This window comes from Mycolicibacterium smegmatis (assembly GCF_001457595.1).
GTDB lineage: Bacteria > Actinomycetota > Actinomycetes > Mycobacteriales > Mycobacteriaceae > Mycobacterium > Mycobacterium smegmatis.
Genome location: NZ_LN831039.1, coordinates 1,183,574 through 1,206,916 on the forward strand (window position 1 = coordinate 1,183,574; position 23,343 = coordinate 1,206,916).

A 23,343-nucleotide genomic window follows, 5' to 3' on the forward strand; every position below is an offset into this window, starting at 1 on the left:
CATGGGGAACTCGATCGAACTCGACGGGCGCGGGCCATCCGAGAGGCAGCTTCTGGCCTGCGGGCTCGCCGTTCTGGTTGTTGCAGGGCTGATCTCGACGGTGCTGCTGGTCAAGGCGACCGGACGGCTCGACCCGTACGTCCGGGTGGTGGCCGCGCTGATCAACGTCGGTGACGGCCTGCCGCAGCGCTCCGACGTCAAGTACCACGGTGTGCTGGTCGGCATGGTCGAGGACGTCACCCCAGCCGCACACGGTGAACCCAACTACGTCCACATCAATCTGAATCCCGAGTACGCGTCGTCGATTCCGAGCACGGTGACTGCCCGAGTGGTGCCCAGCAACGTGTTCGCGGTGTCGTCGGTGCAGTTGGTCGACCGCGACGGCGGGGCAGGCCCGGCGATCTCGGCCGGTGCGCAGATCCCCGAGGACACCGAACTTCCGACGGTGTTGTTTCAGACCACCATCAGCAAGCTGCGCGACATCCTCGCCGCCACCGGCCGCGGCCGCGAGGACCGCACGGTGGGTGTGCTCGCCGCAGTCAACGCCGCCACTGAGGGCCGCCGCACCGAATTGCTCACCAGCGGTGCGCAATTGAACCGTCTCATCGACGAGGTCGATTCGATCGTCGCGACCGACCCGTCCGCACCCACCACGGTGTCGACGCTGATCGAGGCCACCCGCGGTCTGCAACAGACCGCGCCGGAACTGGTCGACGCGCTGCACACGGCCGTGCGGCCGATGCAGACCCTGGTGGAGCAGCGGTCCCAGCTCGACTCGCTGATCAGCGCGGGCATGAACACCCTCGACACCACACGCACCGCGCTGAACAACCACACCGACCGGCTGGTCAAGATCACCTCCGAGCTGACGCCCGTGGTGGGCAACCTGGCCGACACCTCACACCACTGGCTGCCCGCGTTCGTCAAGCTGAACAACCTGTCCGACAAGTTCTTCGACGAGGTGTGGCGGCCCGAACGCAACGTCGGCAACATGCGGATGAACCTGTCGTTCACCCCGAGCTACACCTACACCCGCGCGGACTGCCCGCAGTACGGAGAACTCAAGGGACCCAGCTGCTTCACCGCTCCGCTGGTGGTGACGCGGCCCGCGCTGCCCGACCAGATGCTGCCGCGCAACTACCAGCCGCCAAAGGACCTGGCGCCCCCGCCGGGCACCGTCGTGGGCGAGAACGGGAACCTGGTCGCGGTCGGTCCTCCGCTGATCAACCCGAATCCCAGCCTGGCCGACCCGAATCCGCCGCTGCCGCCGTGGATGGCGCCCGCGCCGCCGGTACCCGGCACGGCCAACTCGGCGTTGCCCGTGACCCCGCCGCCCGGGGTCAACCAGTCACCGTTGGCACCGGTCGCGCCGAAACCGGGCAGCCCGCCCCCACCGGCGCCCGCGCCCGGCCCGCTGCCCGCCGAAGCCGCGCCGGCGTCGTTCGGCGGCAACGTCGGGCCGGTAGGCAGCGAACAGGAACGGGTGACGCTCAGCGTGATCACCGGTCAGCCGGCCAGCACGGCAACCCAGCTGCTGCTGGGGCCGGTGGCCCGCGGCACCACCGTGTCGCTTGCCGAACCCACTGCAGGAGAGGAGCCCCGATGAAGATCCGCGGTGCGCTCATCGGACTGTCGTTGTTCATGGTCGTGGCGCTGACGCTGACGTGGATGGTCTATGTGACGCTACGTCGCGACGTGGCCGGGCGAACCGTGCCGTACACAGCGGTGTTCACCGACGTGTTCGGGCTGCGCGAGGGCGACGACGTGCGCATGGCCGGCGTGCGCGTCGGCCGCGTCGAGAAGATCGAACTCGACGGCAAGCACGCCAAGGTGTCGTTCGTGGTGCAGGCCGACCAGCAGGTGTTCGGCAACACCGTCGCGTCGGTGACCTACCAGAACATCGTCGGACAGCGGTATCTCGGCCTGTCCCTGGGCAAGGAGGGCGATCCCACGCTGTTGCCCGCAGGCAGCGTGATCCCGCTCGAACGCACCGACCCGTCGTTCGACGTCGGGACGCTGCTCAACGGCTACGAGCCGCTGTTCAGCGTGCTCGACCCGAAATACGCGAACAACCTCACCGAGGGCGTCATCCAGTCGCTGCAGGGCGACCAGGGCTCCATCACGGCGCTGATCGACCAGACCGCCCAGCTCACCGAGGCGTTCGCGGGACGCGACGAGGAACTCGGCAGCGTGATCACGGATCTGAACGCCGTGGCCGCCAACCTGGCCCGGCACAACGACGACCTGGACCACATCGTGTCGGAGGCGCAGTCGGTCGTGGCGACGTTCGAGGCGCGCAGACCCGAGCTGGTGGAGTCGATGGGCTCGATCGCCAAGGTGGTGCGCCAGTTGTCGACGATCTCCGACGAGGTGTACCCGTCCCTCCATGAAATGGTCCAGCGCCAGCCCGGTTTCGCTGCGCACATGTTGGGGATCGAACCGCAGTTGGCGTTCGTGGGTGCCAATCTTCCGCTGATGCTGAAGGGATTCGCGCGGATCACCCAGGAGGGCACATACGCCAACGCCTACCTGTGTGACCTGAACGCCACCGCGTTCTTCCCGGGGCTCAACGACGTCACGCCGATCATCGTCGACGCGGCGACCCCCGGCAACAAGGCGCAGCACACCCCCAAGTGCAGGAGCATGGCCAATGGCTGAGGCGCGAAAGGCCAGGCGGCGCAAACCGCTCGAGAGCTACAACCGCCTGTGGCTCGGTGTCGTCGCGGTCGCCGTGGTGTCGGTGCTGATCGGGGCGATGCTGCTGGTGCGGGTCGCCGACATCGGCTATACGCAGTACACCGCGCGGTTCCTGCAGGCCGCCGCGCTCAAGGCGGGCAACCCGGTGACGGTGGCCGGCATCCCGGTCGGTGAGGTCAAGAGCATGCGGCTGGCCGGGGACCACGTCGAGGCGAAGATCAAGGTGCGCAACGACGTTGGTCTCGGCAAGGATTCGCGCGCCAAGATCATGGTGACGACCATCCTCGGTTCGCGGTATCTGTCACTGGAACCCGCGGGTGACGGGACGCTCCCGGACAGGACTTTCGACCTTTCGCACACCGACGTGCCGTACGACCTGCAGGAGGCGCTGACCGACGTCACCACGACGTTCGAGAAGGTCGACTCCGACAAGTTCGCCGAGACGCTGCAGATCCTCGGTTCCCAGTTGGAGACGCTGCCGCCGGTGATCCCGCAGGCGCTGGAGAACACCCACACGCTGTCGACGATCATCGCCCAGCGCCGCGATCAGCTCGGTGAGCTGCTCAAGACCACCGAGCTGATCAGCAACACGCTGTATCGGCAGAAGTCCACCATCGGAAGCCTGATGAACCAGAGCAACTCGCTGCTGGCGGAATTCGTGGCCCGGCGCGCGACCTTCCACGCGATGATGGACGCGCTGACCAACCTGGTGCAGACGTTGAGCGGCATCGTCATCGACGACCGTCCGGAGCTGGAGAAACTGGTCGAGGATCTGCGCCAACTGTCCTCGCTGCTCAGCAAGAACGACGGCATGCTCCGCAGCATCCTGCAGACCGCACCGATCGCGTTGCGCAACATCGCCAACATGACCGGCACCGGCAACGCCATCGACTTCAACTCCTCCAGCGGCCTGCTGGTCGACTCCTGGATGTGCGCGATCAGTGGCCGCGCCAAGCAGTTCGGCATGATCCAGTACTTCCAGGACTGCAAATGAAACTTCTGAGGAACAAGGTGGCCGCGGCGTTGCTCGCCGCGGTGGTACTCGGTGCCGTGGTGCTGGCGGTCGGCGGTGCCTATGTGAAGCAGCAGATGGGCGCCATCACCGTTACCGCCCAGTTCGACAGCGCAGCAGGGCTTTACGAGGGCAATGTGGTCGCGGTCCTTGGCATGCCGGTGGGCGAGGTCAAGAAGATCCGCAACAGGAACGGCTACGTCGAGGTGGAGTTCACGGTCGACAAGGGCGTCAACATTCCCGCCGACGTCCAGGCTGCCACCATCTCCAATTCGATTCTGACCGACCGCCAGATCGAGTTGACCCCGCCGTACCGGGGTGGTCCGACGCTGCAGAACAACGCCACGATCGGTTTGAACCGCACCCGCACACCGGTGGAGTTCGCGCGGGTGCTCGATGTTCTCGACAAGCTCGCGGGTTCGCTGCGCGGTGACGGCAAGGGCAACGGCCCGATCGCCGACGTACTCGGTGCCGGCGCGTCCATCGTCGACGGCAACGGCCAGCAGATGAAAGACGCGCTGGGCGAACTGTCGAACGCGTTGCGGCTCAGCTCAGATCGCGGGCAGGTCACCAAGGATCAGCTGACCACGATCGTGCGTAACCTGAGTGCGCTGTCGCAGGCCGCGGCCGACAACGACGCCATGATGCGCGAATTCGGCTCCTCCGTGCGGGCGTTGAGCCAGATCGTCGCCGACGAGGATCTGGGCAGCGGCACCACCGGCAAGAAGATCAATGAGGTGCTCACCCACACCGGGCAGGTGCTCGAAACCCACCGCGACGCCATCAAGGATCTGGTCGCCAACGGTGACGTCGTGCTGAACACCGTCGCCGTCGACCACGAACGCGACGTGAAGGAGCTGCTCGACATCGCACCGATGACCTTGGACAACCTGTACAACGTCGCCGACAAGAAGAACGGCGCGTTGCGGGTGAAGGTGGTCACCGACAAGCTGCTGTTCGACAATCAGCTGATCAAAGAGGTCTGCAACATGATGGGTCTGCGCCAATTGGGCTGCAGCACCGGCACGCTGCAGGACTTCGGGCCTGACTTCGGATTGAGCTCCATGCTCGACGGACTTGCGGCGATGGGGCAGAAGTGATGGCAGCTTCACCGAAACGTCTACGGAAAGTTCGTCTGGTCGCGGCGTTCGCGATGACGGTCATCGTCTCCGGCTGCGCCACAAACGGTCTGGCCGATCTGCCGTTGCCCGCCCCCGGTGTGGGCAGCGGCGGGTACCGGATCACCGCGATCTTCTCCAACGCGCTGAACCTGCCCGCCAACGCCAAGGTCAAGCTCGCCGGCGCCGACATCGGCGAGATGGACTCCATGGTCGCCCGCAACTACACCGCGGTGACCACGTTGCGGATCATGGAAGGCGTGCGACTGCCCGAGGGCAGCACTGCCGAGTTGCGGTCCGCGACACCACTCGGCGATGTGTTCATCGCCATCAAACCTCCCGCCCCGGTCGAGCCAGGCACGCCGTTGCTCAAAGACGGTGACACCATCGACCTGGACGCAACCGCCGCCGCGGCCACGGTCGAATCGGTGCTGAGTTCGGCGGCGATCCTCGTCAACGGCGGAGCCGTGCGCAACTTCACCAACCTCATCAACGGCATGGGCAAGGCGACCGGCGACCAGGGCCAGGCGTTCGGCAACCTGATCCGCAAGACCAACAACACGCTGGCGACACTGACCGCGCGGTCGGAGGAGATCTCGACCGCGATGACCGAGACATCACGCCTGGCACAACAGATTTCGGCCAAGAACCAGGCGCTCAGCGATGTGATGGCGCAGGCCCGTCCCGCCACCGACACGCTGGCGGCCCACACCACGCAGATCGCGGACCTGGTCACCCAGATCGGCGACGTGTCCGACCAGCTGCGCAAGTTCCCGTCGATCGCGGGGGCCGACACCAGCGGCCGCAGCGTGATCGCCGACGCCAACACGGTTGCGGGAGCGTGGAATGACGTCGCGCTTGCCCCCGATGCGACCCTCTATGCGCTCAACCGGCTGCTGCCGCCGTTCATCAAGTCGATGAGTTCCGGTGCCATCTCGCTCGACGCGAGCGTCGACCGCCTCATCCTCGGCTCCACACCCGACATCGGCTTCGCAGGCGATCAGGGGTTGCACGGTCCCAAGCGCCACGATTGGCACCAGTTGGTCGGCACGCTCAAGTACACGTTGCTGCGCCTGCAGGAGCGAGTGGTGGGCCAAGGCCCAGGTGTGCCACAGGTTCCGGTGATCCCCAGCCCCACCGAGCCCGGCGAGATCATCGTCGATCCCGGCGCGGCCGCGCCGCCCGAAGACGCTCCGGCACCCGAACCGGCGCCCGCGGCGCAGGCGCCGGCACCGCTACCCGCTGAGGCCCCGCGATGATCAACGCAGTCGCCGACCGGATCGTCGGCCTCGTCCGCTTCGGGTACCGCAAGCGGTCCTGGTTGTCTGCGCTCGGGCTGGTGATGACGCTCGTCGTCGCGACGGCGTACTTGTTCTTCGGTGCGCTGCAGGTGAATCCGCTCGATTCGGACTACCGCCTCACGGTTCAGCTGCCGGAGTCGGCGGGCCTGCTGCCGGATCAGGACGTGACGCTACGAGGTGTGCCGATCGGCCGCGTAGAACGTCTCGACATCACGCCGTCCGGGGTCAATGCGATCGTCAAGGTGAAGTCGACGGTGCGGATCCCCGAGGCCAGCGACGTTCGGGTGTCGGGGTTGTCGCCGGCCGGTGAGCAGTACATCGACTTCATCGACGTGCCCGCCGAGAGTTCGAGCCGGTTCCTGGCCGACGGTGCGGTGATCCGGCAGGGGCAGGCCACTGTCCCGGTCAGCCTCGCGAATCTGCTGGCCGACGCCGACGGTGCGCTCGGGCAGGTGGACACCGCGAAGATCGAACTGATCAAGCGCGAGTTGAGCCTGACCGACGCCGGCCCGCAGAAGCTCGCCGATATCGTCGACGGCGGAACGTTCCTGCTGTCCACGCTCGATTCGGTGCTGCCAGAGACCAGTTCGCTGCTGCGGACCGGCCGCGTGGTGTTCACCTTGATGGCCGACAAGAATCCCGGCATCAGCGTCGCCTCGGACAATCTCACCGAAACCTTCACGGGCATGGACAAGATGCGCGAGGGATACCGTCGACTGACCAACCAGACCCCGGAGACCCTGGCGGCGGTCGACAACCTGTTCGTCGACAACTCCGACACCATGGTGCAGCTCTTGGGCAATCTCACCACCGCCTCACGGCTGCTCTACCTGCGGGTGCCCGCGCTCAACGCGCTGTTCCCGTCGTACCGCACCTCGGTGCTCGACGCGCTCGGCACCGCGATCCACGACGGTGGTCTGTGGGGGACGGCCGAACCGTACCCGCGCTACACCTGCGACTACGGCACACCGAAACTGCCGCCGTCATCGGCAGATTTCCCGGAGCCGTTCATGTACACCTACTGCCGCGACGTCCATCCGGGCGTCCTGGTCCGCGGGGCGAAGAACGCGCCTCGGCCTGCGGACGACGACACCGCGGGGCCGCCACCGGGCGCTGATCTCGGTCGCCAGACCGACCCCACGCCCAGGGGCCGCTACACCATTCCGACGCCCTACGGGGGACCGACGCTGCCGATCGAACCGCCTCGGTAGCCACGCCCCATACGAAGGAGATGACCGTGAAACTCAAAACCGACAAGCGCAGGGATGTCTTCGACGAGGCCGTCGAGGACACCGAGGACGCCGAGGTTGAGGCACTCGATGTCGCCGAGTCGGAGGACACCGCAACGGAACCCGAATCCGACGAGGTCACCGGTCCTTCCGGCGAGAAGCCGTCCGACAAGCCTTCCGACGAGAAGCCGGCTGAAACGGTCACCAGCCCAAACCAGCGTCGTGGCGTCGTACTGGGCGTTGCCGCAGGCATTCTGGTCGCCGCACTGCTGGGCGGCGGCGGGTTCGTCGGCTGGCAGCTGTGGCAGACCAAGCAGGTGATCGCGGCCGGAAACCAGGCCAGAGACGCCGCGGTGAACTACGCCCAGGTGCTCACCAGCATCGACTCGAACAAGGTCGACGAGAATTTCGACCAGGTGCTCGCAGGCGCCACGGGGGAGTTCAAGGACATGTACTCGCAGTCGAGCATGCAGCTGCGCCAGTTGCTGATCGAGAACAAAGCCACCGCGCACGGCGTGGTGGTGGAGTCGGCCGTGCAGTCGGCGACCAAAAACAAAGCTGTGGTGCTGCTCTTCGTCGACCAGTCGGTGCAGAACACGGCCGTGCCGGATCCCCGCATCGACCGCAGCCGCATCAAGATGACCATGGAGAAGGTCGACGGGCAATGGAAAGCAAGCAAGGTCGAGCTGCCCTGAGCATGAAGCGTTTCGGCCCTCTCATCGGCGCGGCACTGACCGTCGTCGCGCTCGCAACCGCCGCATCCGCGGGGGCGTCGGTGGTGTCGTTCTGCGACGACCTCGCCGGCCGGATGGACGGGCCCTACTGTCACCTGTCGATCGAGTCCGACCGCAAGGCGACACGTGACATCAAGGTCGCGATCCCCGGCGAGCTTGTCGACGACCCCGTGGCGGGCCCCGTGGTGCGCGACTATCTGAGCACGCTTGTGGGCAACTGGATGAAGGCCGGCCAGAAGATGGTCGCCGACAGCTTCGGCGAGGAGAACTATCAGATCTTCCGGCACGGCGATGCGCTGTCGGTGGTGTTCCGCGAGACCTACCACGCCGACGGACCGGACTTCAACAACGCCTATCGCACTTTCACTTTCGACATGGCCGAGGGCCGGCGCCTTCAGCTGGCCGATCTCATGAAGCCGGGTGTGGATCCGTTGACCGCGATCCCGCCGCTGGCGCAGCCGTTCATCGTGCAGGCACTCGACCAGGCGCCACCCCCGCACCAGCCGGGCACCTACCCGTTCGTGTTCGATCGCTGGTTACCCGACAAGGTGTACTCCGGCGCCTACAAGGCATGGGCCCTCACGCCCGACGAACTGATCATCTACATGCCGGATTACCCTGTCGCACGCGACCGGCCGACCGATTTCACCCCCGGCGTCATGCAGTGGTCGATGGACGGTGGCACCGTGCAGGCACACATCCCGCTCGCCGCGCTCGCCCCGATCCTGCAGCCGCGCTACGGGGGCGCCTGAGCTTCGACGGGTTCATATCGGGTGCGGGGCACGTATCAGGAATGCTCAGTGATGGCACGGTGAAGTGCTGTCATGCAGCAATATTCGGTTCCGTGACCGATCCCGTCCCGGCGCATCCGTCGAACTGCGACAGTAGAGATCCGGCAGCTCACGTTACTTCAACTTAATGAAGTAACTGTTGACATAGTGAAGACGCTGGGGAATGCTTTTCAGCGGGGGGAGGACAGATGGGCAAGGCCAAACCGAATGACAACAAAGCGTTGGTCGACGCCATGCTCGGTGACCTCGGGTCACGTATCCGCATGTTGCGCAAGGAGCGTCAACTCACCACAGAGCGGCTTGCGGAGACCGCGGGTGTCAGCGCCGGACTCATCAGCCAGATAGAGCGCGGCAACGGCAACCCATCCTTCGCCACGCTGGTTCAGCTCGCCCACGGGTTGCAGATGCCCATCGGGCAACTGCTCGAAGCTCCCGAGAGCAAGTCGGTCGTCGTCCGCAAGAACGAGCGGCGCCGACTGGACGGTCACGGGCTGGCCAACGACGACGGCGGGAGCTACGAGCTCCTAACCCCCGACCTCAACGGCGCCCTAGAGGCCACCTGGGTGGTGACCCCACCCGGCTACGACACGAGCGCCACGCCGTACCACCACCACGGCGAAGAGTTCGGCATCGTCCTGTCAGGCACGAAGGACGTCTACCTGGACGGCATCCGTCACCGGCTCCATGCCGGTGACTCAATCCGGTACGCGTCCAACATCCCCCACTGGTATGTGAACCCCTCCGAGACCGAGGAGTGCACCGCGATCTGGGTGTCTACACCACCCACCTGGTAGCCCTCCCCGGCCGACACCCGGTCGGGCACACCTCTCCTCACCTCAACAACCACCGTTCCGTGCGCACCGACGCGTACGGAGCCGGCCGAGTGCGTCCAAAAACCAGACCGGAATACCGGAGAACCCACCATGGCAAGCTCCCCACGGCCCTTGGCCGCCACGAACGCAACATCACCAGCGTCGGCCGCGCCGCCGACCAGCCGGCGCACCATGCTCGCGCTCGGCCTCGGCAACACCCTCGAGTGGTATGACTGGATGATTTTCGGCCTGCTTGCCGCCTACCTCGGCCCGCAGTTCTTCGCGCCCCAGGACTCCGTGTCGGCCACCCTCGACACGCTCGCCGTATTCGCGGTCGGATTCGTGATGCGCCCGCTCGGCGGCGTGCTCCTCGGCAACCTGGCCGACCGGATCGGCCGTCGCCGCGTGATGCTGCTGTCGGTCAGCTTGATGGCGGTCACCACGCTGGTGATCGCCGTGATGCCGACGTACGACACGATCGGTGTGTGGGCCGGCGTCCTGCTGCTGGTGCTGCGGATCTTGCAAGGCGTCTCGACCGGCATCGAGGCACCCCTGTCGACCGCTTACGCCGTGGAGGTCAACCCCGCCGGGCACGAGGGTCGCGCTGCGGGTTACATCAGCTTCTTCGTCAACTTCGGCATCCTGCTCGCCTCGCTGGTCAGTTTCCTCACCAGTTATTTCCTGGGCGGCGACGAGATGGCGGCGTGGGGTTGGCGGGTCCCGATGCTATTCGGCGCAGCGATGGGCTTTTTCGTCCTGTACTTGCGCCGTACCCTGCCCGAGACACTGCACGATGAGGAGAAAGCCGAACAGAACGCCGGCACCTGGGGCGGTGTTCTCAAGCACTGGATCGGCCTTCTCGCAATGATTTTCGTAGTGGGCGCCGCGCAGGCCTACAACTACGCCTGGAACGTCGGCTTGCCCAGCCTGGCCCGCAGCACGTTCAACGAGGACCCCACCAGGATCTTCGCGGCCACAACCGCATTCGGCGTCATCCTGCTGATCGGTTCCATCGTCACCGGCCGTCTCGCCGACCGGATCACGCTGTCGAAGGCCTTCATCGGCACGCGCCTGCTGGCCATCCCCGCCGTCTTCATGATGCTGCTCTACGCCGGGCCAGGCATGAGCACGTTCACCGTCGTGCTGCTCGTCGGCGGCGTGTTCCTGGTGGCGAACATGACCCTCTACAACGTCGTTTCCACCAGCCTGATGCCGAAGTACTGTCGCGCGACCGGCACCAGCCTGGGCTACGGCCTCGCAGTCGCAGCGTTCGGAGGCACCGCCTCCTACCTGTTGGTCTGGCTGCAACGCATCGGCCAACTCTGGGTCTTCCCGGCCTACACCGCGACCCTCGCCGCGATCAGCGTCGTCCTCTACATCATCGCCCGCCGCAAGAGCGGGACCTTCGCAGGAAAGTGAGTGCACCCATGAACACCTCTGAGCTCGCCATCAGTAGCGATCAGCTGGACGCACCAATCGTCAGGCGCTCCGACGTGGTTGTGGTCGGCGGCGGTCCGGCCGGCGTGAGCGCCGCGGTGGCCGCGGCCCGCAGCGGCGTCGACGTGACTCTCGTGGAGCGCTATTCAGCGCTCGGGGGGCTTGCCTCCGGCGGGATGGTCCTGGTGCTCGACGACATGGTGAACGGCAACGAGATCACCGTGCAAGGCATCGTCGACGAATACGTCGAGCGTATGGCCCGTCGTAACCACGCGGTCTACCCGCCGCGCGAAGACTGGCACGCCGCGACCGAGCTGTGGAACAAGTGGGGTCGCTACGGCCTCTTCAACTTCCACTCCCACACCAACCCCAAGCCGATCTGCTACGCGGTCGCGTTCGACCCTGACGGCTGGAAGATCACCTCCAACGAGCTGGTCCGAGAGGCCGGTGTGCACCTGAGGATGCACAGCTGGTTCTCCCGTCCCGTCATCGACGACGGCGCACTCAAAGGTGTTGTCGTCGAAACCAAGGCCGGTCCGCAGGCGATCATGGGCAACGTCGTGATCGACACCACCGGGGACATCGACGTGGCCTCTCGGTCCGGAGCGCCCTACGAGCACGACAAGTATCTGGTCACGCTCGTGTTCCGCCTGGGAGGTGTCGATACCGACGCCGCCGAGAGGTTCGAGCAGGAGAACCCGCGTGAGGCCCGCGCGATCAACCGCCGCATCAAGCGGCTTCTCGGTGGAGCTTGGGAGTTGTGGTGGCTGAAGACACCGTTGCCCGGCGTGGTGTGGTGCAACACCCCGCACATGACCGGCTTCGACGGGGCGGACCCCGAGTCGCTGACGAACGCCGAGTTCGCCGCGAGGGAGCGAATCGACAACGCACTGACGGCCATCCGCGAGGATCTGCCCGGGTTCGAGAACGCCTACATCCTCGACGTCGCACAGCAGATGGGGGTGCGGCAGACACGGCTGCTGCGGGGTGAATACGTCGTCACCAAGGACGACGTGGTCAACCGGCGCCATTTCAGCGACAGCGTCGCCCGCGGCCGGGACTACTACACGCCCTACCGGTCTCTACTTCCTCGCGGGGTGGACCAGCTGCTCGTCGCCGGCCGCCACTACTCCGCGACGCCGGAGGCGCAAAGGATGTCACGCGAGATCCCACCTTGCATGGCACAAGGGCAGGCCGTCGGCATCGCTGCGGCGCTCGCCGTGGACAAGGGGCTCACCGTTCGTGAAGTCCCCACAAGCGAAATCCAGACGAGGATGCGCGACCAGGGCGCCGACCCCGGCGACCAGCCGTCCGCCAACGCCACGATCGACGAGGGCAGCGTGGCCCCCGCCGACCACTGCCCCGACCACCACAAGGAGACCGTCCGATGATCAGCGCCCTCGACGGAGTCGTCGTCCTCGACTTCACCCAGGTCTACATGGGTCCCAGCTGCACGCAGATGCTCGCCGACTACGGCGCCGAGGTGATCAAGGTCGAGCGCCCGAAAGTCGGTGATTTGAGCCGGAATTCGTTCCCGGACCCCGCAGGACAGGACAATCCGGTGTTCTTCTCGATCAACCGCAACAAGCGCAGCATCACCGTCGACACCCGCACCGACGCAGGCAAGGACGTCATCCGCGACCTCGTACGGCGGGCCGACGTGGTAGTCAGCAACTTTCGGCACGGCGTCATCGAACGCATGGGTTTCGGCTACGAAGAGTGCAAGCAACTCAACCCGCGGATCGTCTGGGCCTCCGGAACCGGCTTCGGCGAGACAGGGCCCTACGCCCACAAGGGCGGACAAGACGCGATCGCCCAGGCGTACTCCGGGGTGATGTGGCGCCGCGCCGACGACGCCACTCCGCTGACGGTCTACCCGACCACGTTGTGTGACTACACCACGGGTATGCACCTCGCCCAGGGAATCCTGCTCGCGTTGCTCGCTCGGGACCGCACCGGCGAAGGCCAGAAGGTGCAGGTCAACATGTACGACTCGATGCTGCACATGCAGATGCAGGAGGCCGCCGGCCAGCTGAACCGCGGCGAGGAGATCAACTGGGCCGCAATGCCATTGACTGGGGTCTTCGAGACGACCGACGGCGCCGTGTGCATGGTCGGAGCGTTCAAGGAAAACCCACTCCGTGACATCTCGAAAGCCCTCGGGTTCGACGAGGACCTCTCCACCAGACCGGGCTTCGACACTCTGGAAGGACAGATCGAGCATCGAAGCGAACTGCAGGAGATCTTCCGCCGACGGTTCGCCCAAGACACCACTGAGCATTTCGTGTCTCGCCTGGAGGAGCAGGACATCCTCTGCGCACCCGTGCGCACCCTCAAAGAAGCCCTCGACGATCAGCAGACTGTGTGCAACGGCATGGTCGTGGAAATGCACCACCCGCACGCCGGCACCGTCAAGGTGCTCAACGCGCCGATCCGCCTGAGCGGCACGCCGAACACGACCCGCCGCCCGGCGCCGATGCTAGGCGAACACAACGAGGAGATCCTGCGCGAGCTCGGATACTCCGACGAGCAGGTCGCCGCCCTCCTCGACGAGGGGACAGTCCGATGAGCGAGAAGACCCGAACGGGGACCGACGAGATCCGCTACGACGTGAAAGGCCACGTCGCCCGCGTCACCTTCGACCGCCCGCATGTGCTCAACGCGCTCGACGCGAAGAGCACCCAGCGGTGCAACGAGATCTGGGATCAGATCGAAAACGACCCCAGTGTTCACGTCGTGGTGGTCACCGGCGCGGGCGAGAAGGCGTTCTGCACCGGCGCCGACATGTCGGTCGGCGGAGTCGGCAAGACCGGCGTTGACTACTGGGCCAGTCTCGACCCGAACGGGTTCGCGGGACTGTCGCTGCGTGAAACGCTCGACGTACCGGTGATTGCGCGGGTCAACGGCTACGCACTCGGGGGTGGGATGGAGACCGTGCTCGGCGCAGACCTCGTGATCGCCGCGGAGCACGCCACATTCGGCCTCACCGAGCCGCGGGTAGGCCGCGTTCCGCTGGACGGCGGCATGGTCAAGCTCCGCGAGCGGATTCCGCACACGCAGGCGATGTCTTTGCTGCTCACAGGGCGGAAGGCTTCGGCGCAGGAGATGGCCGACATGGGCCTGGTCAACGAGGTCGTGCCCATGGCCGAGCTCGACGCAGCCGTCGACCGTTGGGTGGACCAGATCCTCGCGTGCGCGCCCACCTCGTTGCGCGCGATCAAGCAGGTCGTCACCCGCACTGCCCATCTCTGCCCGAGGGAAGCGCATGCCGCGCGGCTGCCGGCGTTGATGGAGGCCCTGGTCAGCCCGAACGCCACCGAGGGTGTCGAAGCCTTTCAACAGAAACGCAAGCCGAACTGGAGTGACCGATGAACAAGTTGATGCAACCCGGCGTGTGGGGTGTGCTGGCCACTCCTTTCTCCGGGTCCACCCTCGAGGTCGACGACAACGGTGTCGCCGCGCTGGCCGAACACGCCCAGGCAGTCGGCGCCACCGGACTGACCGTGCTGGGTGTCTTCGGCGAAGCAGCCAAGCTGTCATGGGAAGAACGGCGCCGGGTCCTCGAGACGGTGCTCGACACCACCGAGCTGCCCCTCGTGGTGGGCTGCACCAGCCTGGCCACCGCGCCTGTCATCGACGAGGCGCGGATGGCCGTCGAGCTGGTCGGTGAACGGCTCGCCGGGGTCATGGTGCAGGCCAACAGCGCCGACCGCGCCACCCTCGCAACGCATTTGCGCGCGGTCAACGAAGCCACCGGCGCCGACGTCGTCGTGCAGGACTACCCGATCATCAGCGGTGTTCATGTGTCCGCCGGTGTGCTGGGTGACGTGGTCGCCCAATCGCCGTTTGTGACCGCGGTCAAGGCAGAAGCGCCTCCCACTCCGGTGGCCGTTGCCGAGCTGACCAGACGCGTCGACGTTCCCGTCTTCGGCGGGTTGGGCGGGATCAACCTGCTCGACGAGCTCGCGTGCGGCTCAGCCGGCGCCATGACCGGGTTCTCTTACCCCGAGGCGCTGGTCGCCACGGTCCGCGCCTGGCGGGACGGGGATCGGATGAAGGCCCGGGCTGCGCTCCTGGACCACCTGCCCCTGATCACGTTCGAGCAGCAGGTGGGCATCGCGCTGGCAGTGCGCAAGGAGTGTTTGCGCCGACGCGGACTGATCGCCGAGTCCGGCGTACGACCACCCGGGCGGAGCCTGCCCGACTGCCTGGCACCTGTCCTGGCCACACACATCGACACCGTCGAAGGACGTTGAATGGATCTGAAAATCAAGGACCGCGTCGCGCTCGTGCTCGCCTCCACCGCGGGCCTCGGAGCGGCGACCGCACGGGCACTCGCAAACGAAGGCGCCCACGTGGTCATCACCGGCCGCAACGCCGAGCGCGCCGAGCGACTCGCTGCCTCACTGCCCTCGGCGACCGCGGTCCCCGTCGACCTCACCGAACCACGAGCAGTCGAGCATCTGCTCACCGCGACGCGCGAGGCCTACGGCGAGCCCGACATCGTCGTCCTCAACGGGCCGGGCCCCAAGCCCGGCGCCGCTGCCGACCTGGACGCCGAGGACATCGACACCATCGGAGACCTACTGCTGAAAGCTCATGTGGCGCTGGTGAAGCGGACCCTGCCGCACATGCGCGCACAGGGCTGGGGACGCATCCTCGCGATCGGCTCAAGCGGTGTGCAAGACCCGCTCCCGATGCTGGTTGCCTCCAACATCGGACGTGCCGGCCTTGCGGCGTATCTGAAGACCCTCGCCTCCGAGGTGGCCGCCGATGGAGTCACCGTGAACCTGCAGCTGCCCGGCCGCATCGCCACCGACCGTGTCGCTGCCCTGGACGAGGCTGCCGCCCAACGTCAGGGCTGCAGCCCCGAGGAGGTCCGTGCCGCCTCGCAGGCGAAAATCCCGGCCGGTCGCTACGGGACGCCCGACGAATTCGGTGCGCTTGCCGCTTTCCTGTGCAGTTCCGCAGCCTCGTACATCACCGGCAGCGCCGTGCGCTGCGACGGCGGCATGCTCGCCCACCTCTAGCAGTCCTTGAGCCATACCAACCGAAAGACCCCAGGAGACAACATGATCAACGCCCAGAACCTGATCGCAGGGGCCTGGGTCGGCGACCCTGATTTCGAGCGCCGCAACCCCGCGAACCCCGACGAGGTCGTCGCCGTCGCGCCTTCCGCCGGCGCCGCAGACGTGCACGACGCAGTGGCTGCGGCCTCGGACGCCCAGCCGGGCTGGGCTGCGCTGAGCCCCACGCAGCGTGGCGCCATCCTCATGGATGCTGCCGACCTGCTCCGCCGGCGACACGAAGATGTTGCGACCGACCTCACCCGCGAGGAGGGCAAGACCCGCGCCGAGGCGATGGGGGAGGTGCGCCGCGCCATCGACGTGCTGCGGTTCTTCGGCTCTGCTGGTTGGCGAACAGGCGGCGAGACGCTGCCAAGCACGATGCCGAACACCAGCGTGCACACCCGCCAGGAACCCCTCGGCGTGGTCGGGCTGATCACCCCGTGGAACTTCCCGATCGCGATCCCCGCCTGGAAGATGGCTCCGGCCTTGGTGTCCGGCAACGCCGTGGTGATCAAGCCTGCCGAGCTCACACCCTTGTCGGTCAACCACCTGGCCACCGCCCTGGTCGATGCCGGACTCCCCGCCGGAGTGCTCAACGTGGTGCACGGCTCGGGTTCTCTCGCCGGCGACGCGCTGATCCGCCACCAAGATGTCGCCGCCGTGTCCTTCACCGGGTCCACCGGCGTGGGCATGGCGATCCGTGACGTTCTCAATGCGCGCAATGCGCGTGTGCAGCTCGAGATGGGCGGCAAGAACGCCTATTTGGTGCTCGACGACGCCGACGTCGAGGCCGCCGCGGCCACCGTCGCAGCAGGCGCCTTCAGTCTCACCGGCCAGGCCTGCACCGCGACATCGCGGGTTTACGTCACCCCGGGTGTCCGAGAGGTCTTCGTCAAAGCCCTTCGCGAGAAGGCGCGCGCCATCGAACCCGGCAACGGTCTGGACCCCGGCACCACCATGGGCCCCGTGGTCTCCGAGGCCCAACTTGCCAAGGATGTCGCGGCGATCCGTGCCGCGTCCGAAGCGGGGTTCGACGTCGGAGAGGTCCGCGACCACGAGGCCCAGTTCCTTGCGCCGGTTGTGGTCTCAGGCGTCTTGCACGATCATCCGCTTGCCACCGATGAGGTGTTCGGTCCGGTCGTCGGCGTCATCGATGTGGCGGACTACGAACAGGGACTGGACCTTGTCAACGACTCGTCTTATGGGCTCACGGCCGGGATCTGCACCCGGGACCTGGGCAAGGCCTACCACTTCGCCGCGCGGGCGCAGGTCGGCGTGGTCAAGATCAATCGTCCGACGACCGGGCTCGACCTGAACGTGCCGTTCGGCGGGGTTCGCGACTCCTCGACCAACACATTCCGCGAGCAAGGCGAGCGCGCCGTGGACTTCTACACCTGGACCAAGAGCGTCTACATCGGCCACGACCTGTAAGCGCCACCTCGTCCCGTTACCGCTTCCGCCGAGAGCGACGAAAATGCCGTGTGGACACGCTCCACGCGGCATTTTCGTTCCTCTCGACGCTAAATCGGGATAAGCCCGGGGGTTCGACTCCCCGCGAGTTCAAAGGGTTACCCAGCACCGATTTGTTGCCACCATGGCCGAGTTCGTCACAAGCTCGTCAATGGGGGGAGGGCCGTCATGCGGCCACCACGTTCGGTGTTCGCACCGATCGGAGCACTACTGGCCACAGCCGCCCTGGTGCTGACGGCGTGCGGATCATCGGGGAATTCCGCACAGACCGTCGACGGCAAGACCGTGGTCCGATATCAGGGCTGGACCGGTCAGGTCGAATTCCAGGAGCTCGCTGAAGAACTCGGCTATTACAACATGATCCAGCTGGACTGGGTCGGCAACACCACCAGCGGGCCACAGGACATCCAGTCGGTGGCCACCGGCGATATCGACGTCGGTTCGGCGTTCAACGGTGCCGTGGTGAAACTCAACGCCGCGGGCGCCCCGATCACCTCGGTGCTCAGCTCATACGGCGCCGACGAGGGCGAGTACACCGGGTACTTCGTGCTGGAGGACAGCCCGATCCGTTCCGCGCGTGACCTGATCGGCAAGAAGGTCGGCATGAACACCCTCGGCGCACACCACGAGTTCCTGACTCGCGAGTGGCTCGCTCAGCAGGGCCTGTCCAACGACGAGATCAAGACCGTGACGCTGACGGTCGTGCCACCGGTGAACACCGAACAGGCGTTGCGGGAGAAGCAGATCGACGTCGCGGCCATGAACGGCATCTGGCGTGAGACCGCGCAGGAGCGCGGGGGGATCCGGCCGCTGTTCACCGACAAGGCACTGTTCGGGGCCTTCAGCTACGGCAGTTACGTCATGCGTGACGACTTCATCGCCAGGAACCGGGACGCCGCCGCCGATTTCGTGCAGGGCACAGCACGCGCGATCCGCTGGACCCAGGTGACACCGCGCGATGAGGTGGTCGCCAAGTTCCGCGAGATCATCAACAAGCGCCAGCGCAACGAGGACACCAGGACCATCGAGTACTGGCGCAGCTCAGGGCTTCCGGTGCCCGGCGCGGTGATCGCCGAGCGCGAGTTGCAGACGTGGATCGACTGGCTGGTGCGCAACGGCGAACTCGAAGAAGGCCAACTGAAGGCGAAAGACCTCTACACCAACGAGTTCAACCCCTACGCCAACGGCACCTACGACGAAACCAGCGGTCCCGACGGTCAAACCTTGGCGAAGAAATGAGCACCGAACCGAAGTTGCGTCTCCGCAACGTCACCAAGCAATTCGACATCCGCGGTGAGAAGGCCAAATTCACCGCCGTCCAGGACATCAGCATCGACGTGGCTGCCGGCGAGTTCCTGGTGCTGGTGGGTCCCAGCGGGTGTGGGAAGTCGACCCTGCTGGACCTGTTGGGTGGACTGAGCAGTCCCACATCGGGAGAGATCCTGCTCGACGGCGCCCCGGTCACCGGACCCGGACTGGATCGCGGCATCGTGTTCCAGCAGTACGCCCTGCTGCCGTGGCGCACGGCGCGCAAGAACATCGAGTTCGGTCTGGAAGCCAAGGGCCTGCCCGCCGCGGAGCGCAGACAACGCGCCGAGCACTACCTGGAACTGGTGGGGCTGCGGGCCTTTGCCGACCGCTATCCGCACGAGTTGTCCGGCGGGATGAAGCAAAGGGTGGCGATCGCGCGCAGCCTGGCGTTCGATCCGGAGGTGCTGTTGATGGACGAACCGTTCGCCGCACTCGACGCGCAGACCCGTGAATCCCTGCAGGACGAACTGCTGCGGATCTGGCGTGCCACCGGCAAGACCATCCTGTTCATCACACACGGCATCGACGAGGCGCTGTACCTCGGGCAACGCGTCGCGGTGCTCACGTCGAGGCCCGGGCGGATCAAGAAGATCGTCGACGTCGACATCGACCGTAGCGGCGAGGACGTGCGTTCGAGTTCCGGGTTCCGCGAACAACGACACCACATCTGGTCGTTGCTGCACGACGAGGTGCAACGCGCACAGACCGAGGAGGTTTCGCATGCCTAGCCCGGCAGCGGTGCTGGACGCCGACACACCGGTGGTTATTCCACCAGCTGAACCCCAGGCTGGACGCGGCCAGAGATTCCGCGCACTCACCTGGCGGCTGGTGCGCCCCGTCGTCGTCATCGCGCTGTTTCTCGGAGTCTGGGAGACCGCGCCGCGAATCGGATTGGTGGACAACGTCTTCCTTCCGCCGCTGAGCCACGTTGTGCAGGCGTGGTTCACGCTGCTCGGCAACGGTCAGCTGTGGGAACATGTTTCGGCCAGCCTGTCACGGGCCCTGATCGGTTTCGCGTTGGCGATCCTGGTGAGCATTCCGCTCGGCGTGGCCATCGGGTGGTATCGGCCCGTCGCGGACTTTCTCAACCCCATCCTCGAATTGTTCCGCAACACTGCGGCGCTGGCGCTGCTGCCGGTGTTCGTCCTCATCCTGGGCATCGGGGAGACCTCGAAAGTCGCGCTGGTCGTGTACGCGTCGGCGTTCCCGATCCTGCTCAACACCATTTCGGGGGTCCGCACCGTCGACCCGCTGCTGATCAAATCGGCCAGGTCGCTCGGCCTGAGCCCAATCCGGTTGTTCCAGAAAGTGGTCCTGCCTGCGGCCGTACCGACGATCTTCACCGGCCTGCGCATGGCGGCGGCGTCCTCGATCCTGGTGCTCATCGCCGCGGAGATGGTCGGCGCCAAAGCCGGTCTGGGATACCTGATCACCGCTTCACAACTCAACTTCCAGATCCCGAACATGTACGCCGGCATCGTCACGATCGCGCTGGTGGGGGTGGTGTTCAACGGCATCCTCGTGGCGATCGAAGGACGGTTGTCGGGCTGGCGCAACACCAACTGAAAACAGAAGGACAACCACAAGAATGACCGCACAGCCACGACAACTCCATCTCAACGCATTCCTCATGGGCGTCGGCCACCACGAGGCCGCCTGGCGTCATCCGCGCACCGACGCGCGGAACTTGACCGACGTCAAGCATTTCCAGCGTCTCGCACAGCTCGCCGAGCGCGGCAGGCTCGACTCGGTGTTCTTCGCCGACACGCTGGCCGTGGGTCCACGCGTCAAGCACAACTCCCAGACCATCTTCGAGCCCATCACGTTGCTCACCGCGATGTCCGTCGTCACCGAGCACATCGGCCTGATCGCGACCGCGAGCACCGGCTACAACGCGCCGTACACGCTGGCGCGCGCGTTCGCGTCGCTCGACCACATCAGCGGTGGCCGTGCCGGGTGGAACATCGTCACCTCGGCGGGGGAGGACGAAGCGGCGAACTTCGGCTACCACGGCATCCCCGACCACGCCGGCCGTTACGCGCGTGCCGCCGAGTTCCTCGATGTCACAACGGCATTGTGGGACAGCTGGGAAGACGACGCGCTGGTGCTCGACGAGCACAGCGGGATCTTCGCCGATCCCACCAAGGTGCATCGGATCGACCACGACGGCGAGCGGTTCCGGGTACGGGGGCCGCTGAACTCGCCGCGCTCGGTGCAGGGGAGACCGTTGCTGGTACAGGCCGGATCGTCGGAGACCGGAAAGGATTTCGCGGCCCGGTACGCCGAGGCGATCTTCACCGCGCAGCGCAGCCTCGACGAGGGCAAGGCGTTCTACCGCGACGTGAAGGCCCGCGCCGTGAAGTTCGGCCGCAGCCCGGACGACGTGAAGATCCTGCCGGGGGTTGTCGTGTACCTCGGCGAGACCGAGCGGGTCGCACAGGAACTCGAGCAGGAGTTCACCGATCTCATCTCGCCGGAGTACTCGCTACGCCAACTGTCACAGATGCTCGGGGTGGACCTGACCGCGCATTCGCTCGACGCGCCGCTGCCTCCGTTGCCGCCGATCGAGCAGATCCAGGGCAACAAGAGCCGCTACCAACTGGTGAAGGACCTCGCAGCCGGCGAGTCGCTGACCGTGCGGCAGTTGATCGCGAAACTCGGTGGCGGGCGCGGACACCGCACCTGCGCGGGCACACCCGAGCAGGTCGCCGACAACCTCGAGGAGTGGTTCACCGAGGGCGCGGCGGACGGCTTCAACGTCATGCCGCCGTACCTGCCGGGCGGGTTGGAGGACTTCATCGAGCACGTCGTGCCGATCCTGCAGCGCCGCGGGCTGTTCCGTACCGAGTACACCGCCACGACGCTGCGCGGGCATTACGGCCTGGCGTATCAGCCCAGCCGGCATTCCCGCACCGCCGCCGAATCCACCGCGTGAGCGGGCCCGTCACCGCAGGCGCACTTCGTTCCTTGGCCGCCACGGTCAAACATCCCGTCGGCCGTCTTCGGGATCGGGCAGGGCGCAGGCGCACCCGTCGTCGCGCTCATCGCGCGTGACCTCGGCGCGTCGGTCGGCACGGCAGGGGCGCTCGTCGAACTCGGCGCCGTCCTCGGCGACCTGCCCGCCGGGCGGGTGGTGGCCCGCTTCGGTGAGCGGCGGTCGATCATCGTCGGCTCGAGCATCGGCGCCGTCGGGGTGCTCATGTGCCTCGCGGCGCCGAATCCACTCGTGCTGGCGATCGGTGTGGCGCTCACCGGTCTGGCCAGCGCGGTGTGGGGCCTGGCCCGGCAGAGCTATCTGGCCGAGGTGGTGCCGCTGCCCATGCGGGCACGGGCCATGGCGATGTTCGCGCTGACGTGGCGGCTGGGCTACTTCGTCGGGCCGTTCCTCGGGGCTCTCGTGATCCTCGCCGCGGGCACCCGCGGCGGCTTCGCCGTCCAGTTCGTCGGCATCGTGCTCGCGGGCTACCTCATGGCGCGCATGGACGATCCGCCGCGCCCGCCGGATGCCGAAACCGGGCGGCGTGCCGCTTTCGCGCATTCTGCGGCGGCACCGCCCGTTGCTGTACACCCTCGGCACCGGTGCGTCGTTGATGGGCGCGGCCCGCGCTTCGCGTGACGCGGTGTTGCCGCTGTGGGCCGACCATCTCGGTCTGCACGCCGCGACGGTCTCGCTGGTGTTCGGCATCGGCGCGCTGGCCGACCTGATCTGCTCGTATCCGGCCGGGCAGATCATGGACCGTGACGGGCGGCGCCTGCGCCGAAAGCGACGAAAATGCCGCTCAGAAGGGCCTCTGAGCGGCATTTTCGTCAATTTCGAGGTGACAGGTCAGCGGTAGTTCACGAACTGCAGGGCGACGTCCAGGTCGGCGCCCTTGAGCAGCGCGATGACGGCCTGCAGGTCGTCGCGCTTCTTGGAGCTGACGCGGATCTCGTCGCCCTGGATCTGCGCCTTGACGCCCTTGGGGCCCTCGTCGCGGATGATCTTGGTGATCTTCTTGGCCTGCTCGCTGGTGATGCCCTGCTTGATGGTGCCCGTCACCTTGTAGGTCTTGCCGCTGGGCTGCGGGTCGCCGGCGTCGAAGGCCTTCATGGAGATGTCGCGACGGACCAGCTTCTCCTTGAAGACGTCGACGGCGGCCTTGACGCGCTCCTCCGTGCTGGACGTGAGTTCGATCACCTCGTCGCCCTTCCAGGCGATGGTGGTGTCGGTGCCGCGGAAGTCGAACCGGGTGGCCAGCTCCTTGGCGGCCTGGTTAAGCGCGTTGTCAACCTCCTGACGATCGACCTTGCTGACGACGTCGAAGCTGGAATCCGCCATTGGACCGCCTCTCCTCTCCCTCGGTGAGTCCTGCCGGTTTGTAG

General features: G+C 66.4%; 23 protein-coding genes. 22 read left to right on the forward strand and 1 reads right to left on the reverse strand.

Annotation, left to right across the window (positions count from 1 at the left end):
* Position 1: 1 nt before the first annotated feature.
* From AT701_RS05465 to AT701_RS35585, 22 genes are all read left to right on the forward strand, one after another.
* Positions 2-1,606, forward strand: coding sequence for an MlaD family protein (locus AT701_RS05465; protein ID WP_058125332.1), 1,605 nt, complete (start codon positions 2-4; stop codon positions 1,604-1,606).
* Positions 1,603-2,658 (forward strand): MCE family protein, encoded by a 1,056-nt coding sequence (locus AT701_RS05470; RefSeq protein ID WP_058125333.1) that lies wholly within the window; start codon positions 1,603-1,605, stop codon positions 2,656-2,658. Before AT701_RS05465 ends, AT701_RS05470 begins: the two co-directional genes overlap by 4 nt.
* Positions 2,651-3,691 carry an MCE family protein gene (locus AT701_RS05475; protein ID WP_003892513.1) on the forward strand — a complete coding sequence of 347 codons (1,041 nt, stop codon included), beginning with the start codon at positions 2,651-2,653 and terminating at the stop codon, positions 3,689-3,691. The genes AT701_RS05470 and AT701_RS05475 overlap by 8 nt, the downstream gene beginning before the upstream one ends.
* Positions 3,688-4,809 (forward strand): MCE family protein, encoded by a 1,122-nt coding sequence (locus AT701_RS05480; protein ID WP_003892514.1) that lies wholly within the window; start codon positions 3,688-3,690, stop codon positions 4,807-4,809. The genes AT701_RS05475 and AT701_RS05480 overlap by 4 nt, the downstream gene beginning before the upstream one ends.
* Positions 4,809-6,086, forward strand: coding sequence for an MlaD family protein (locus AT701_RS05485; protein WP_413232150.1), 1,278 nt, complete (start codon positions 4,809-4,811; stop codon positions 6,084-6,086). Before AT701_RS05480 ends, AT701_RS05485 begins: the two co-directional genes overlap by 1 nt.
* A complete protein-coding gene (locus tag AT701_RS05490; protein WP_058125335.1) occupies positions 6,083-7,339 on the forward strand; it encodes an MlaD family protein in 1,257 nt (418 codons plus the stop codon). The genes AT701_RS05485 and AT701_RS05490 overlap by 4 nt, the downstream gene beginning before the upstream one ends.
* Positions 7,340-7,359: 20 nt before the next feature.
* Entirely contained in the window at positions 7,360-8,052 is a 693-nt protein-coding gene (locus AT701_RS05495; protein WP_058125336.1) for an Rv1363c family protein, read from the forward strand.
* Positions 8,053-8,054: 2 nt separating this feature from the next.
* Complete coding sequence (locus AT701_RS05500) at positions 8,055-8,843, forward strand: RsiV family protein (RefSeq protein WP_174519570.1); 789 nt, start codon at positions 8,055-8,057, stop codon at positions 8,841-8,843.
* A 227-nt stretch (positions 8,844-9,070) separates the two neighbouring features.
* The gene (locus AT701_RS05505; protein ID WP_011727452.1) at positions 9,071-9,676 is read left to right on the forward strand and encodes a helix-turn-helix domain-containing protein; all 606 of its coding nucleotides are present in this window, start codon (positions 9,071-9,073) and stop codon (positions 9,674-9,676) included.
* Positions 9,677-9,886: 210 nt separating this feature from the next.
* Entirely contained in the window at positions 9,887-11,113 is a 1,227-nt protein-coding gene (locus AT701_RS05510; RefSeq protein WP_223495361.1) for an MFS transporter, read from the forward strand.
* A gap of 8 nt (positions 11,114-11,121) precedes the next feature.
* A complete protein-coding gene (locus AT701_RS05515; protein ID WP_058125339.1) occupies positions 11,122-12,522 on the forward strand; it encodes an FAD-dependent oxidoreductase in 1,401 nt (466 codons plus the stop codon).
* Positions 12,519-13,700 (forward strand): CaiB/BaiF CoA transferase family protein, encoded by a 1,182-nt coding sequence (locus AT701_RS05520; RefSeq protein WP_011727455.1) that lies wholly within the window; start codon positions 12,519-12,521, stop codon positions 13,698-13,700. Before AT701_RS05515 ends, AT701_RS05520 begins: the two co-directional genes overlap by 4 nt.
* On the forward strand, positions 13,697-14,503 hold the full coding sequence (locus AT701_RS05525; RefSeq protein ID WP_058125340.1) for an enoyl-CoA hydratase-related protein: 807 nt from the start codon (positions 13,697-13,699) through the stop codon (positions 14,501-14,503). The genes AT701_RS05520 and AT701_RS05525 overlap by 4 nt, the downstream gene beginning before the upstream one ends.
* Complete coding sequence (locus AT701_RS05530) at positions 14,500-15,387, forward strand: dihydrodipicolinate synthase family protein (RefSeq protein WP_058125341.1); 888 nt, start codon at positions 14,500-14,502, stop codon at positions 15,385-15,387. The genes AT701_RS05525 and AT701_RS05530 overlap by 4 nt, the downstream gene beginning before the upstream one ends.
* Positions 15,388-16,161: an SDR family oxidoreductase gene (locus tag AT701_RS05535; protein WP_058125342.1), complete on the forward strand. Its 774-nt coding sequence runs from the start codon at positions 15,388-15,390 to the stop codon at positions 16,159-16,161. It abuts the gene before it with no gap.
* 42 nt (positions 16,162-16,203) lie between these two features.
* Positions 16,204-17,631, forward strand: a complete 1,428-nt coding sequence (locus tag AT701_RS05540) for an aldehyde dehydrogenase family protein (RefSeq protein WP_058125343.1) — start codon at positions 16,204-16,206, stop codon at positions 17,629-17,631.
* Positions 17,632-17,838: 207 nt separating this feature from the next.
* The gene (locus tag AT701_RS05545; RefSeq protein ID WP_058125344.1) at positions 17,839-18,909 is read left to right on the forward strand and encodes an ABC transporter substrate-binding protein; all 1,071 of its coding nucleotides are present in this window, start codon (positions 17,839-17,841) and stop codon (positions 18,907-18,909) included.
* Positions 18,906-19,709 carry an ABC transporter ATP-binding protein gene (locus AT701_RS05550; RefSeq protein WP_058125345.1) on the forward strand — a complete coding sequence of 268 codons (804 nt, stop codon included), beginning with the start codon at positions 18,906-18,908 and terminating at the stop codon, positions 19,707-19,709. The genes AT701_RS05545 and AT701_RS05550 overlap by 4 nt, the downstream gene beginning before the upstream one ends.
* Complete coding sequence (locus tag AT701_RS05555; protein WP_223495362.1) at positions 19,702-20,547, forward strand: ABC transporter permease; 846 nt, start codon at positions 19,702-19,704, stop codon at positions 20,545-20,547. The genes AT701_RS05550 and AT701_RS05555 overlap by 8 nt, the downstream gene beginning before the upstream one ends.
* Before the next feature lie 22 nt (positions 20,548-20,569).
* On the forward strand, positions 20,570-21,916 hold the full coding sequence (locus tag AT701_RS05560; RefSeq protein WP_058125346.1) for an LLM class flavin-dependent oxidoreductase: 1,347 nt from the start codon (positions 20,570-20,572) through the stop codon (positions 21,914-21,916).
* A gap of 108 nt (positions 21,917-22,024) precedes the next feature.
* Complete coding sequence (locus AT701_RS34025; protein ID WP_233032110.1) at positions 22,025-22,597, forward strand: MFS transporter; 573 nt, start codon at positions 22,025-22,027, stop codon at positions 22,595-22,597.
* A 4-nt stretch (positions 22,598-22,601) separates the two neighbouring features.
* Entirely contained in the window at positions 22,602-22,817 is a 216-nt protein-coding gene (locus AT701_RS35585; RefSeq protein ID WP_235630846.1) for a hypothetical protein, read from the forward strand.
* Here AT701_RS35585 and AT701_RS05580 read toward each other — a convergent pair.
* Positions 22,808-23,299: a YajQ family cyclic di-GMP-binding protein gene (locus AT701_RS05580; RefSeq protein WP_058125349.1), complete on the reverse strand. Its 492-nt coding sequence runs from the start codon at positions 23,297-23,299 to the stop codon at positions 22,808-22,810. The genes AT701_RS35585 and AT701_RS05580 overlap by 10 nt on opposite strands.
* Positions 23,300-23,343 lie beyond the last annotated feature (44 nt).